This is a genomic window from Saccharopolyspora hattusasensis (assembly GCF_050972075.1).
Lineage (GTDB): Bacteria > Actinomycetota > Actinomycetes > Mycobacteriales > Pseudonocardiaceae > Saccharopolyspora > Saccharopolyspora hattusasensis.
The window spans coordinates 201685-215179 of record NZ_JBPCDC010000001.1 but is presented as its reverse complement, the minus strand read 5'-3'; the positions used below and the strand labels follow the sequence as shown (position 1 = coordinate 215179).

Below are 13495 nucleotides of genomic sequence, written 5' to 3'. Positions count from 1 at the left end.
CTGCTCAGATTCCGATGACCGGTGCGCTGGCCGGCCTGTCGTCGGCGAACAACTTCTGGTCGATGGTGGGCATGCGGTTCTGGTGCACCTGCTCTTCTTCTTCCTCCGCGCCGCGCCGCGCGCCGTGCGGCATCATGCTTCCGCTGCCCGCGCCGCGTCCGGCGAGACCCGACGTCGCGGCCGCTGGCGCCATCAGCGCACCCCCGAGCGCCCCGCCGAGTGCCCCGCCGCGCAGTCCCGCACCCAACGGGTCGGCGCCGCCGACCAGCTTCCCCCAGGGCACGCCGCCCGCCGAACCTCCGCCACTGAATCCGGCCGCGGAGGTTTGCGCCGGTGCAGTGTCGAAGGCCTCGGCCGCGGTCGACCCGGCCGGCGCGATCGCTCGGCTGCTGTTGTGGAGGCTCGCCTCGTAGCGCTGCATCACGTGCACCGCCTCAGCTTTCTTCTGGGCGGCATCGAGGCTGGCGAGGAACAGGCTGCCACCGCCGGCGGCCACGGCGCCGATGGCGGCACCCATCCCGGCGCCCGGGCCGGCGCCGATCCCGCCCGCAGCCGCACCGACCATGCCCCCGATGACCGCACCCGCACCGGCGCCGGCTACGGCGCTGGACAGGGCCGTCCCGGTCGGGTCGCCGGGCGGCGGCGGCATCGTGTTGCGTGCGATGGAGAGCGCGTCGCCGGCGTCCTGGGTGGCCTGCTGGACGGTGCTCGCGCGGGTGCCGATGTCGGAGGTCCGGTCCCCGAGCTCGCCGAGCCGGTTCGTTGCCAGGTCCGCCGCCGTGCTGCTCCAGTGCGACTGCATGACGCCCCGCTGCTGGCGCATCGAGTCCGCTTGGTCGGTCAGCTCGGTGCTGTGCCGCCCCCATTCGGCGGCGACCGTGCTGACGTCACCGACGTCGGCGTTGTCCCACAGCATCTGGTGGAGTTGTTCGTGGGTGTAGGCGTTCCAGTTCGTGCCGTCGGACGGGATCGGCGAACCGAAGTACCCCTCCCACACGTTGCGTAGCGCGTTCACGACGGGCTGCGCCAGCGCGCCGGCCGGCCCGGCCTGGTCCAGCACGGAGGTGGCGGCGCTCGCCAGTTCCTGCACACCGGCGGACGCCGTGTCAACGAGATTCCCTGTTCCGGAGTCGTCGATCATTCCCGGTCTTCTGCCTTCCAATCGGTGCCCCGGCTCGCCGGCGCGCCACCATCACGAACATTTTCTGTGGTCAAGGGTGTTTCAGCCGTGCCATGACCAAAGGCACGAAGTGGTTCATGCCGGCCCGCAGGCATGCGTCCTGGTTGTGCTTGCCGGTACAGCCCGGCGCCCAGTTGCTGCCATCGCGGTAGTCGGAGAATTCGTAGGGGATGCCTGCCTCGGTCAAGTTGGCTGCCGTGACCAAGGCCGTCTGCCTGGGGTTCTCCACTGCGGCCTGGACGGGGTCAACCGCCAGGTCGCCGCCGTCGCCGGTGTTCCTCGCCATGCCCATGCGGCGCAGCGATTCCACGTGCTGGGCGGGGCTCTGCTCGTTCCAGACGCCGTCGAGCGGCCACACCGGCGGGCCGAAGACCGATTCGACTGGGACGGTCGGCGTGCCGTGCGAAGGCATCTCCGCGGTGCCGATGACAGCGGCGCGCATTTCCTGGCTCAACAGGTCGAGACCGCACGAGAAGCTGCCCACGTAGCTGAAAGGCTCCGGCCGGTGCTCGGCGTAGTGGAATGCGGGGAAGCCGCCCATCGAGTGGCCGGAGATCGCCCTGCCCTCCCGGATGGGGAAGCCGTCCTTGAAACGCGGGGGCGCGTTCGCCGCGGGCGCCCCGGACGCGGCCGTTCCCGACGCAGCGACGACGCCGACCAGCGCGGCGACCCAGCCGCGCAGCACGGACCCGCGCAGGAGGTTCATGCGGTGTTCCACCTTTGATGTCGGGCCTGCTTCCCCTCGGCAGACACCGAATAAAGATCATCAGAACCGGCCCGCAGAATCATCAGCAACATTGCTGATGTTGTCGGTATCCGTAGGTATGCCGCGTTGACGTCGCGCGATTCGCGCACGTCGTGGCCGGTTGCGCGAAATGGCCGCCCAGGAGGGGCGAGCTGCTGCGACGACCGCGGCTCGACGTCGGGGCGAGGACTTTCGGTGCCACCGGCATCGGCGGCGGGCATTCGGGGCTGGTGGTGGGCTCAGCCACGATGCTCGAATCCGAGCACGATCTCGACGCGCGACGAGTAGCCGAGCTTGGCGAGGATCCGCGACATGTGCGAATCGACCGTTCGGACCGAAACGACCAGTCGTTCGGCGGCCTCCCGGTTGGTGAGGCCCTGCGCGACGAGCTCCGCGACGCGCAGCTCCGCGGCGGTCAGGCTGTCCCAGCCGTGCTTCGGGCGGCGGCGGGGCCCCGTCGCGCCGCGCCGGACGCCGTACGCACGTAGCGCCGCGTCGGCTCGCTGGATGGCGCCGGTGGCCGTCAGCGCGGCGTACCGGTCGATCGCGGTCTGGTAGGCGGCCCGGGCATCGGTGGGTCTGCCGGACGCGGCCAGGATCCGCGCCGCGTCCTCCGCCGCGCTCGCGGCGGAGATCGGCGATCCGTTCTGGGCGAATCCTTCGGCGGCGGTCAGCAGCAGGTCGACGTCGCTGTCGACCAAGCCCTGGCAGTACATCAGCGCATTGCGCTCGCCGGCTGATTCGCCGGTGCTCAACTCCCGGATCTGCGCGAGCAGCCGGGCAGCCAGGTCGTGGTCGCCGCCCGCGATCGCGATGCGCACGATCCGGGCGCCGACGGTCGAGACCGCGTGGCCGTGGTGGACCCCGACGGCGCCGTCGGCGAGGCTGCGCACGAGCTCCAGCGCCCGCTGCGCGTCGCCTTCCGCGTCGGCGACGACAGCGCGCGACAGCACGGTGATCTGCTCGTAGAACACGGCGACCCCGCGGCTGACGGACTGCTCGGCGAGCTCGACGTGGAGGCGAGCACCGGGCAGGTCACCGCGGTTCAGCAGGATCGACGAGGCCACCCCGTGCAGCGGCCCGCCCATGCCGTACAGGTCGGGTAGGGCCATGGCCGCGTCGATCTCGTCGAGGGCTTGATCCCACAGCCCGTTGTTGAACGAGGCCAGCGCCGCGATGGTGTGCAGCCAAGCCAGCAGGCCCGCGCCGAACACCCGCGCGAGCGGACGCGCTTCCTCGACCGTCTGCAGCGCCGTCCGGTCCTGGCACAGGTCTTGGACGACCGCGCGCAGCAGGCGCGACATCAGCCATTGGCCGCGGTCGGAGACCGCGATGTCGAGCAATGCGTCCGCCTGGTCAAGCACCTCCAGCGCCCCGGCGAGGTTGCGGAACACGAAAAGACCCGTCGCGCGGACGTTCAGCAGGTACACCTCGATGAGCGGGTCGTGCGTGGCTTCGGGTGCCGCGACCTCGACGGCGCGCTCCGTGCCCTCCAGATCGCCTGCCAGCAGGCAAGCCGTGGCGTCTATCGCGGCGAGCCGTCCGGGGAGTTCCCCGTGCACCCGTTCAGGATCGAGGGCCGTGGCGGCGCCTTCGGGATCCATCTCCCGGATGCAGCTCAGGGCGAGCACCGCGCGCAGCCGGTGCCTGATCGGCGGGTCCGGATGCGCGGCCAGACTGGTGTTGGCGGCGCGCAGCGCCTCATCAACCCGGCCCGACCACATCAGCGCCTCGGCCAGCGCGGCCCGCAATGGGTGCAGGCGCGAATTTCCGGGCGGGAGCCAGGAAACGGCGCGGTCGAGCAGCTCCACGACCGCCGGTGTCGGCTGGGTGGCGAGGCGGTCGGCGTGGTCGTCGAGCCAAGCCAGGGCCCAGGCGTCCATCGGTGTGTGCGCGAGCTGTTCGGCGACCGCGGCGGGCGCGGCGCCGCGGCCCGCGAGCGCCCGCGCCGCGGAACCGCGCAAACCCACCGAAGTCGCCGCCACGTCGCGGCGCACCACCGGATGCCGGAACCGCACCAGCCCGGCCTGCTCTTCGACCAGCCCTTGCGCGGCCAGCCGCGCGACCCCGGCCAGCACGTCCACCGGTGCCTTTTCGACGACGGCGGCCAATTCGTCGACCGAAGCGGGTTCGTTCAGGATCGCGGCGAAACGCAGCAGGGCGGCGTCGCCGCCCGCCAGGTCGGTCGCCCGGGCGGTCACCGCCGAAGTGCGGTCGTCATCGGCGAGGCGGGTCAACAGCCACGGGTTGCCGCGGGCCTCGTCCGCAAGCCGCAGCAGTGATTCCGGCGGCTCCCCACCGGATACTTCGGCGAGGACGGCGCTGACGGCGTCGTCCTCCAGCGGGAGCAGGTCATGTACGACTGCCATTCGATCGAGCCGCTCGAACCGGCCGGGAGTAGTACCGCGATGCCGCCCGGTGACGACCAGTAGCGAGCGGTCGCGGAGTCCTTCGGCGAGCGCATGCAGCGCCAGCAGCGTCGCGTCGTCCGCGCGGTGCAGATCGTCGATCACGACCACGGCGGGCTCGGTCCACTCCGGCACACCGGTCGACAACTCCGTGCATCCGCTCGGCGGTAGCACGACAATCCGGTGCGTCCGCATGCCGATGCCGCGCGCCGCGGCCGAGTGGGCGTCCAGCAGGGCGGTCATGCCGAGACCCGGATTTGCGCGCAGCATGATGAGCCCGCCGCGTCCGGCCCGCGCTTGCGCCGCGGCGTTGGCGAGCAGGCACAACGACTCGTCTCGTCCGAATAGGTCCACCATCGTTCCCGGCGGGAGCTTACTATCGGTGGATCTTGCGCCGGGTCGGAATGCGGAAGTTGGGCTAGCCGCAGCCACGGGAGTTTGCTCGGTCCGGAACGTCGGCCGGGTGCGCCAGAATGCTGGGCATGGGTGTGCCGAGCGGTAAGTTCATGCGGATGGTGGACCGCCTCGCCGAGGTCGAGCGCGCGGAGGCGAGGGACTACACGTCGTTCAGCGTGCGTGGCAAGCGGTTCGGTTACTACTGGCCGCGAACGGAGACGGTCGGCCTGAAGCAGACGCTGTCCGAGCAGATCGCACTGGTCGCCGAGCGCCCGGACGTGTTCGAGGTGCAGTTCACGGCAGGCGGATTCGGCTGGGTGGTCGTGCATCTGCGGGGGATCGACGCCGATGAGCTCAAGGAGCTCGTGTACGAGGCATGGCGGCTGTCGGCCCCTGAGCCCCTCGTCGAGGAGCACCCGACTCCGTAGCCCGAGGGCCGGTCACCGGCGTGGTCTGCCCACCGAGTCGCGGTGCTTCGGCTCCGGTGCGATCAGCTTGCGCCGGCTGCGCCGGTTCTTGTCGACCGCTTTGAGCACGCGCTCGACGACCGCGTCGACGACGGTCCGCACGTCCCAGCGGTAGGTGGACAGCGCGGGTGTCAGCAGTCGGGACACCGGATGGTCGTCGTAGCCGAGGACGGACAGGTCCGCGGGGATGGCCAGGCCGAGATCGCGAGCTGCCTCGTAGACGCCGTAGGCCATCGAGTCGGTGAGGCAGAACGCCGCGGTGGGCCGGGGTTCCTCGGCGAGCGCGGTCCGCGCCACCTCGGCCGCGCCGGTCAAGTCGTTGGGGCAGGCCAGGACGCGCAAGCTCATCCGCAGTTCGCGCGCGACCTCGTGGACGACTTTCTCGGCCGGGCGTTGGCGCATCAGGCGCGGTCCCGGAGTCAGCACCAGGACCTCGTCGTGCCCGGCGGCGCTGAGGGTCTTCAGCGCGTCGGTGACGCCCAGGCTGTTGTCGAAGACCACCTCGGCGGCGGTGGACGCCCCGGGCAGCGGGTCACCGATCGCGACGAGCATGGTCCGCTCGGCGGCTTCCGGCCAGTGCCGGGAAGTCGGGTCGACCGGGATCGTGACGAGCGCGTCGACCCGCTGGTCGAGGAGGTTCTTGGCGAGCAGCGCCTCGCGCGCGGGATCGGCGGCGGAGTCCATGAACAGGGTGTTGCGGTCCGCGGCGAGGAAGCGCCTGCCGAGCGTGGTGGCGAAGTTCTGCTGCCACAGATCTTCGAGCGAACTGCACAGCACGCCGACCATCCCGGTGCGCCCGCTGGCCAGCGCGCGGGCGACCGGATCGGCCTCGTAACCGAGGCGGTCGGCGACTTCCCGCACGCGCTGCTGGGTTTCCGGGGGGACCTGCAGGCCGCGGAGCGCGTAGGACACTGCGGCAGGGGAGAGCCCCGTCTCCGCCGCGATGTCCTTGATCGTGGGGCGCTTGCGGCGTTGCACCTGGAAAGCCTAGCGCGCGGCCGATGGGTGCGTTCGGCCCTTGACCGCACGCCCGCTGAGGCGGTTCACTGAAGCCGTTCACTGAAACGCTTCACAAGGCTTTGCCGTGCCCGGATTGATGATCGACGTGCACCAGCACCTGTGGCCTGCGGAATTCATCGACGCGTTGCGCGCACGGGCGAACCCGCCGCTGCTGCGCGGCTGGACCCTGCACGTGGCGGGCGAGCCGCCGTTCGAGGTGGACCCGGCCGACCACGAACCGGCGAAGCGCGCGGCCCGGGAAGACGGGATTGCGGTCATTTCGCTGTCCAGCCCGCTGGCCATCGAATGGCTGCCGCCGGAGGACGCGGGCCCGCTGCTGGACGCATGGCATCGTGGCGCGTTGGAGCTGCCCGATCCGTTCCGGGTGTGGGCCGCGGCCAACGTGCTGGAACCCGACGCCGATCTGGTGCGGGACGCGCTCGGCAGCGGATGCGTCGGCCTGCAGATCCCGGCCGACGCCATGCGGAAACCCGCTGACGTGGAACGGATCGCTCCGCTGCTCGCGGTGTGCGAGCAGCACGACCGACCGGTCATGGTGCACCCCGGCGCAGCGACTTGCCCGCCTGGCGTGCCCGGGTGGTGGCCGCCGGTCGTCGACTACGTGGCGCAGATGCAGGCGGCGTGGTGGTCCTGGCACGTCGCGGGCCGCGCGCTGCTGCCGGAGTTGCGGATCTGCTTCGCCGCCGGAGCGGGGCTGGCACCCGTGCACCACGAGCGCCTGGTGGCCAGGGGCGGGGCGTTCGACCGCATCGACCCGGATGTCTTCGTCGACACGTCGTCGTACGGGCCGCGCGGGGTGGACGCGCTGGTCCGGGTGCTCGGGATCGACCCGGTCGTCCTCGGCAGCGACCGCCCCTACGCCGAGCCGACCGATCCCGGCCTTGGGGAAGCCGCCTCCCGGGCCATCCGCTGTTCGAACCCGCGTCGCCTGCTCGAAGGAGGACTACCTTGACTTCTCTCCTCCCTGAAGGAAGGAGATTCAGTCCTCGCGGACTGAGTTTCCTGCTTCAACGACCGCAGCGTCCCCACGGTGGCGGTTCGGTCTCACACGAACTCACTCAGGCGTTCGGACCGGGATGGTCCGGGTTCCCGCTCGACCAGCGGTACCCACGTACTTGCTCGGGTGTTCCCACTTGCGTGGGGGCGGTAAGTCTCACTTACCGAGATCAAGACTCTCAGCGGTCGCTACGCGACCGACACGCGGGATCTGCTCCTCCCCACCCCGAAGGACGGGGCATCCGCAGATTGGAGATCAGGTGATCGGCGAATCTCACGCGACTGTCGAGGTGCCTGCCCGGCGAGCGCTCCCGATCGGCGAGGTGCCAACCGGTTTCACCCTCGAAACCCTGCCCGGCCGCTGCCTGGACCCGCGCGAGCTGCTCGGCCTGGTCGCGGACCTGGCGCGCCGACCGGAGCTGTGGTGGCACCACGTCGCTTTCAGCGACTACCAGCGGCATTACGCATCGCTGCACCGGGACGCGCACGTCGACGTGTGGGTGCTGTGCTGGACGCCGGAGAACGACACGGGCTGGCACGACCACGACATCTCCTCGTTCGCGGTCGCGGTGGCCGGGGGTGCGCTCGTCGAGCACAACCTGGCGGTGGCCGGGCCGAGCTTGGCGACCGAGGTCGGCGCCGGCTTCGTGTTCGGCTGCGGCCCCGAGCACATCCACCGGCTCACGGGCAAAGAGCGCAGGAGCGTCTCGATCCACGCGTACTCCCCACCGCTGTGGCGGATGGGGCAGTACGCCGTGTCCGGCGGCGTGATCCGGCGAGTTTCCGTGTCGTACGCCGAGGAGCTGCGTCCCATCGACGACACAGCCCGCATCTGACGCTGCGCGTGGAGGGAGGAGTCGTGACTGCCGTTCGGGGTGCGTTGCGCGCCGGAAATCCCGTGCTCCTCGGCGGTCCAGAACTGGCCGCTGTGGAAGTGGTTCGGATCGCGGACGGCCTTGGGGTCGGCGCGTCACCGGCCGCGTTGGACCGTCTCCGAAAGCGTTGGCTGAACGCGCGGAAGCCCGTGCCGCGGCCGGTGTACGGGCGCACCACCGGCGTCGGTGCCAACCGTGCCGAAGTGGTGCCCGGAAGTGCGGCGCACGGGATGCGGCTGCTTCGCAGCCATGCCAGCGGAATCGGGAACCTGCTGCCCGAACGAGACGTCCGGGCGATGCTGGCGGTCCGGGTGAACCAGGTCCTGCGCGGTGCCGCGCTGCAACCCGCTATCGCCGAAGCAATGATCACCGCGCTCAACGCCGGTACCTGTCCGGAGGTGCACGAGCACGGCGCCGTCGGGACCGGCGACCTCGGCCCGTTGGCCGAACTCGGGCTCGCTCTCGCGGGAGAGGCGAACTGGGCCGGTGGGGGACGGCCGCCGGATCCGGTCATCATGACCGACGGCGACGCCCTGGCGTTGATCAGCAGCAACGCCCTGACCATCGCCCAGGCGGCGCTGGCGGCGGAGGAGGTGCACGGGCTTCTTGATGCGACCGCTCCGATCGCCGCGCTGACCTTGCTCGCCGTCGATGGGTCGACCGAGCCGTTCGCGCCTGAGGTGCACGCCGGGCGGCCGAACGCCGGAGCGGCCCGGGTCGCCGCCGACATGCTGGCATTGCTCGGCGGGGCGGTGACTGCTGGACGCAGGGTCCAGGACCCGTTCGGTCTGCGGTGCTTCCCCCAGGTCCACGGCCCCGCGTTGGAGGCCTTGGCCGACATCGACTCGGTCTTGGCCGTGGAACTCAACGCCGCAGGCGAGAATCCGCTGATCACCGACCATCAGGTCCGCCACCACGGCGGGTTCCACGCCGCCCAGCTCGCCCTCGCGCTGGACCGGCTGCGGCTGGCGATGCTCTCGACCGCGCAACTGTCGGCAGGGAGGCTGTCGCTGCTCACCGACCCCGAGATGACCTGCCTGCGCCCGTTCCTGGCCACCGGCCCGCCGGGCAGCTCGGGAATCATGGTGCTCGAGTACGGCGTCGGTTCCGCCTTGGCCGAGCTGCGCAACGCCGCTTATCCCGCGACGCTGGGCCACGTGGTGCTTTCCAGGGGCACCGAAGAACACGCGTGTTTCGCTTCGCAGGCGGCCAGGCAGTCCCGCCGCGCGGCGGAGGCGTACCGGCTCGTCCTGGCTTGCGAACTGGTGGCCGCGGTCCGCGCGCTCCGGTTGCGCGGGGCTGGCCCTGCGCAACCAGTCCGGGCGGTTTACCGACGGGCTTGCGGCGCGCTCGATCCGGATGCCCGGGATCGCCCGTTGTCCGCCGATGTCTCGGCCGCTGCCGCGATCATCGACGAGATCGCCCGGATCGGCCGGCGGCTCGTTCGGGCAGGAGCAGGTGCGGACTGACCCCCGGACGCGAAAAGCCTCAGTCCCGGCAACGGGTTCTGGTCGGTGTCGGTCTTGGCGAGCAGGGCGGCGATGCCGAGCAGGAGCCAAGCGAGGTGGTGCAGGCCGTCAGTGGTGGCGCCGTGCTGGTAGCGGGCGGCGTTGCGTGCCTCGTCAAGACTGGGCCACGTCGTCCAGCAGCGCCATCGCGTCGATGATCACCAGCCGCTGCTCCTCGGTGCAGCGCTCTTGCAACGTCCGCGCCAGCCATGCCTGACGAGCCTGCCGAGAGCCGGCTCGCCTCTCTCGCCCCAGTTCGGTGAGGGTGACCAGCTGCCGCCGTCCGTCATCGGGGTCGGGGTGGCGGTCCACCAGCTCGGCTCGTCCGAGCGCCGCGACGATCGTCGCCATGGACTGGGGGCGCACGCGCTCCGCGGCGGCCAGCTCGCTGGCCGAGGCCGCTCCGTCCTTGTCCAGCCGGGCCAGCACCGAGGCCTGCGCCGGGGTGAGGTCTCCCTCGCCGGTCAGCTCCTTCAGCCTGCGGCGCAGGCGGCTGACCGCCACCCATGCGTCGCTGGCGGCGCGAACCGCCGACTCGGAAACGCCTTCGCTGCTGCTTTCGGGCACACCACGACGGTAAGTCCTGTCCAGATACAGCTGGGCAGCTCACACTGTCTTACTGCTCCTTTTCGGGTGCCCCCTCGGTCGCCCGCCCCGGTTCCGGCGGGGCGGCGCGGGCTGCCACCACCTGGCCGATGAACAGGTCGTAGACGACGGCTCCGATGACGCCCCCGACGAGCGGCCCGACGATCGGGATCCAGAAGTAGTTGCTGAACCACTGGTAGCTCCCGGGTAGCGCGATATCGCCCCAGCCTGTTACGAACGTCCACAGCCGAGGCCCGAAGTCGCGCGCCGGGTTGATCGCGTAACCGGCGTTCGGGCCGAAGGTCATGCCGATCGTGGTGACGACCATGCCGATCATGAATGGCCCGAGGTTGGCGGACGGAGCGACGTTGCGAGTGTCGATGAGCGCGAAGATGAGCAGCACCAGGATCGCGGTGCCGACGATCTGGTCCAGGAACGGTCCCCACCACGATCCGTCGAAGTACTTGGCGGGGAACGTCGCGAAGATCGCGAACGTGTCCAGGGACTGGTTGCGGGCGAGGCCGGCCTTGGCGTTGAACGCATCGATCGCCCAGCTGTAGACGGAGTACACCACCGCTGCGGCCAGGAACGCGCCCACGAACTGAGCCGCCACGTACGGAACGACCTTTCGCCACGGGAAGGCCCGCCGCACCGCGAAGGCGAGTGTGACCGCGGGGTTGATGTGCGCACCGCTGACGCCGCCGGCGACGTAGACGCCGAACACCACGGCGAATCCCCAACCGAACGCGACGATGAGCCAGTTCCCCGGCCCGAAGGCGTCGGACTGGCGTCCTGAACCGGGCAGGCCCGCGACCGCGACGGCGACCGATGCGCACCCGAACAGGATCAGGACGAACGTTCCCAGGAGCTCGGCCAGCAACTCGCCGCCGAGTCCTTCCCGGTAGCCGTGACGGCGTTGGTTTTCCTCGGACATCGGCGACCCCAAACCCGAGTAGATTTCCCCCATCTGGCCGAAGCGCCGCGGCGGAATCGGTACTTCGAGTGTAGGACCCGGGACCTGAACGTGCCGCACGCGAATGTGCTGTGCGCAACGGGGCGCACTCGAACACCCTGGCGTGGGCAGGGCCGCACCTGATGGGCCCGCGCGTCCACTTGGGGGTTTTCGAAGACGAATTTTCGGCATACCGTAATCTCTTGGTCGCCGGGCCGAACTACGGCTCGCGCGGGTGTGCGGGACGACGGGAGGCAGTCATCAACGGTCAGGAAGCCAGGGCGGCAGCACGGGTGGATCAATGGGCATGACCAGGATCGATGCGCAACAGGGCCCGCGACCGGCCGTCGGGCAGGTGCTCGGACGAGGCCGGATGCGCGGCGCGCTCGCGATGCTGGGCCCGGCATTCATCGCGGCGATCGCGTACGTCGACCCCGGCAACTTCTCGACGAACATCGGCGCTGGCGCGGAATTCGGTTACGCGCTGGTGTGGGTCGTGGTGCTGGCGAACCTGATGGCGATGCCGGTGCAGTTTCTGTCCGCCAAGATCGGCGTCGTCACCGGCAAGACCCTTCCCGAGGTGTGCCTGGAGCGGTATTCCCGGCCGATGCGGTGGGGGCTCTGGTTGCAGGCGGAGATCGTCGCCATGTCCACCGACCTGGCCGAGTTCGTCGGCGCGGCTCTGGGCCTGTACCTGCTCTTCGGCATCCCGATGATGCCGGCTGCGCTGATCACCGCGGTAGTCGCGTTCGCGCTGCTGGGCCTGCAGGCGCTGGGCTACCGGCCCTTCGAGCGGGCGATCGCCGGGTTGCTGCTGCTGATCATCGCCGGTTTCGCCTACGAACTGCTGCAGATCGGCGTGGAGCCGGCTCAGGCCATCTCCGGGCTGGTGCCGACGCTGCCCAGCGGCAGCGCCTACCTCGCGGTGGGGATCGTCGGCGCCACCGTGATGCCGCACGTCGTCTACCTGCACTCGGCGCTGACGAGCCGCCGGGTGGCGTGCTCGAACGACGACGACCGCCGCCGGGTGCTGCGCTTCGAGCGCTGGGACGTAGTCGTCGCGCTCGGCCTCGCCGGAATGATCAACCTGTCGATGCTGCTGGTCGCCGCGAAGCTCTTCCACGCCACCGGGAACACGGGCATCAGCACCATCGAGGACGCGCACGCGGGCCTCGCCACGCTCGCCGGTGGTGCCGCGGCCCTAGTGTTCGCGGTCGCCCTGCTCGCGTCCGGGATCTCCTCGTCCGGCGTCGGCACCTTCGCCGGGCAGGTCGTCATGGCGGGGTTCATCAACTTCCGGATCCCGTTGCTCCTCCGCCGGTTGATCACGATGGTGCCCGCGCTCGTGGTCATCGCGCTCGGCATGAACACCACCGACGTCCTCAACTTCAGCCAGGTCGTGCTGAGCTTCGGCATCCCCTTCGCGCTGATCCCGCTGCTGCTGGTGACCCGGGACCGCGCGGTGATGGGGGAGTTCGCCAACCCGCGCTGGCTGACGACGGTGATGACCCTGATCACCACCCTGATCGTCGGCCTGAACTGCTACCTCCTCTACGACCAGTTCATCGGCTGACGCGGCGGTCAACCGGTTTCCCTCGGCGAGATCCAGGACCGGTGGATCCACAATTCCGAGCGCCCGCGCCGCAGCTGCGTCGCGCAAGAGCCGTGGTTGGAACCAGCGTGGGAGGCGAGGGACACCCTTGAGTAGCCGCCCAAGGGTGCCCCTCACCTCGGTGATCAGGTCCTGGGCGTGGATCCGGTTGTCGTGGTGCGGAGTTCGCGGACTTCGGCTCGGAGTTGGGCGGATCTCCGCGAGGAGTTGTCGGACCGCTTCACCCTCGGCGGAGTCTTCACTGCTCTCGCGCTCGCGGCCCACTTGGGACTCCATCGCGGACACGGCGACGGCGATGAAGAGGTTCAGCACCGTGAACGTCGTGATGGCGATGTAGCCGATGAAGAAGATCCAGAAGAGGGTTCGCGCGCGCGGTCGCAGGAGTCGGCATGGCCGAGTTGCGACGTCAGATTGAGTACAAAGCCGCATGGTCCGGTGTGCACGTGCACGCCGCGGACCGATGGTTTCCCTCTTCAAAGACGTGTTCAGGCTGTGGCGTAGCGAAAGCCAAACTGCGCTTGTCCGAACGCACCTGCACCTGCGAACACTGCGGCCTGGTCCTGGACCGGGACCTTAACGCCGCACGCAACCTCGCTGCCCTCGTGGAGTATGAGCGCGGCGCGTCTTCGGCGAGTTGCGCCGTGACGATAAACGAGCCCGATGGAAACCCACCTAAGACCCGCACTATGCGGGCAAAGGGTACTGCCACGGGAAGACCCGAGCCACGACAGCTATCACTGCTCTAGCTCGG

General features: G+C 70.1%; 12 protein-coding genes. 6 read left to right on the top strand and 6 right to left on the bottom strand.

All coding sequences use genetic code 11. The features are described 5' to 3' along the window. Positions 1-4: 4 nt before the first annotated feature. From ACRXBZ_RS01080 to ACRXBZ_RS01070, 3 genes are all read right to left on the bottom strand, one after another. Positions 5-1141, bottom strand: a complete 1137-nt coding sequence (locus tag ACRXBZ_RS01080) for a WXG100 family type VII secretion target (protein ID WP_433877347.1) — start codon at positions 1139-1141, stop codon at positions 5-7. A 70-nt stretch (positions 1142-1211) separates the two neighbouring features. Continuing rightward, entirely contained in the window at positions 1212-1886 is a 675-nt protein-coding gene (locus ACRXBZ_RS01075; protein WP_433877346.1) for an alpha/beta hydrolase-fold protein, read from the bottom strand. 278 nt (positions 1887-2164) lie between these two features. Next, the gene (locus ACRXBZ_RS01070) at positions 2165-4687 is read right to left on the bottom strand and encodes a helix-turn-helix transcriptional regulator (protein ID WP_433877345.1); all 2523 of its coding nucleotides are present in this window, start codon (positions 4685-4687) and stop codon (positions 2165-2167) included. A gap of 128 nt (positions 4688-4815) precedes the next feature. Between ACRXBZ_RS01070 and ACRXBZ_RS01065 the strand changes: the two genes are divergently transcribed. Beyond that, positions 4816-5157 (top strand): MmcQ/YjbR family DNA-binding protein, encoded by a 342-nt coding sequence (locus ACRXBZ_RS01065; RefSeq protein ID WP_029535083.1) that lies wholly within the window; start codon positions 4816-4818, stop codon positions 5155-5157. Between the two features lie 12 nt (positions 5158-5169). Here ACRXBZ_RS01065 and ACRXBZ_RS01060 read toward each other — a convergent pair whose 3' ends face one another. After that, positions 5170-6174, bottom strand: coding sequence for a LacI family DNA-binding transcriptional regulator (locus ACRXBZ_RS01060; protein ID WP_433877344.1), 1005 nt, complete (start codon positions 6172-6174; stop codon positions 5170-5172). 106 nt (positions 6175-6280) lie between these two features. On the opposite strand from ACRXBZ_RS01060, the gene ACRXBZ_RS01055 reads away from it, so the two are divergent. The 3 genes from ACRXBZ_RS01055 to ACRXBZ_RS01045 all read left to right on the top strand — a co-directional run bounded on the left by ACRXBZ_RS01055 (position 6281) and on the right by ACRXBZ_RS01045 (position 9556). After that, positions 6281-7168: an amidohydrolase family protein gene (locus ACRXBZ_RS01055; protein ID WP_433877343.1), complete on the top strand. Its 888-nt coding sequence runs from the start codon at positions 6281-6283 to the stop codon at positions 7166-7168. Between the two features lie 304 nt (positions 7169-7472). Then, positions 7473-8048 (top strand): cysteine dioxygenase, encoded by a 576-nt coding sequence (locus ACRXBZ_RS01050; RefSeq protein WP_433877342.1) that lies wholly within the window; start codon positions 7473-7475, stop codon positions 8046-8048. Positions 8049-8071: 23 nt separating this feature from the next. After that, positions 8072-9556 carry an aromatic amino acid ammonia-lyase gene (locus ACRXBZ_RS01045; RefSeq protein WP_433877341.1) on the top strand — a complete coding sequence of 495 codons (1485 nt, stop codon included), beginning with the start codon at positions 8072-8074 and terminating at the stop codon, positions 9554-9556. Between the two features lie 153 nt (positions 9557-9709). On the opposite strand, the gene ACRXBZ_RS01040 is transcribed toward ACRXBZ_RS01045, so the two are convergent. Together ACRXBZ_RS01040 and ACRXBZ_RS01035 are read right to left on the bottom strand one after the other, a co-directional pair. Next, on the bottom strand, positions 9710-10162 hold the full coding sequence (locus ACRXBZ_RS01040) for a MarR family winged helix-turn-helix transcriptional regulator (protein WP_433877340.1): 453 nt from the start codon (positions 10160-10162) through the stop codon (positions 9710-9712). Between the two features lie 49 nt (positions 10163-10211). Further along, positions 10212-11114 carry an MIP/aquaporin family protein gene (locus tag ACRXBZ_RS01035; protein ID WP_433877339.1) on the bottom strand — a complete coding sequence of 301 codons (903 nt, stop codon included), beginning with the start codon at positions 11112-11114 and terminating at the stop codon, positions 10212-10214. Positions 11115-11433: 319 nt separating this feature from the next. On the opposite strand from ACRXBZ_RS01035, the gene ACRXBZ_RS01030 reads away from it, so the two are divergent. Then, positions 11434-12705 (top strand): Nramp family divalent metal transporter, encoded by a 1272-nt coding sequence (locus ACRXBZ_RS01030; protein WP_433877338.1) that lies wholly within the window; start codon positions 11434-11436, stop codon positions 12703-12705. 428 nt (positions 12706-13133) lie between these two features. Then, positions 13134-13490 (top strand): zinc ribbon domain-containing protein, encoded by a 357-nt coding sequence (locus tag ACRXBZ_RS01025; protein WP_433877337.1) that lies wholly within the window; start codon positions 13134-13136, stop codon positions 13488-13490. Positions 13491-13495: the final 5 nt, after the last annotated feature.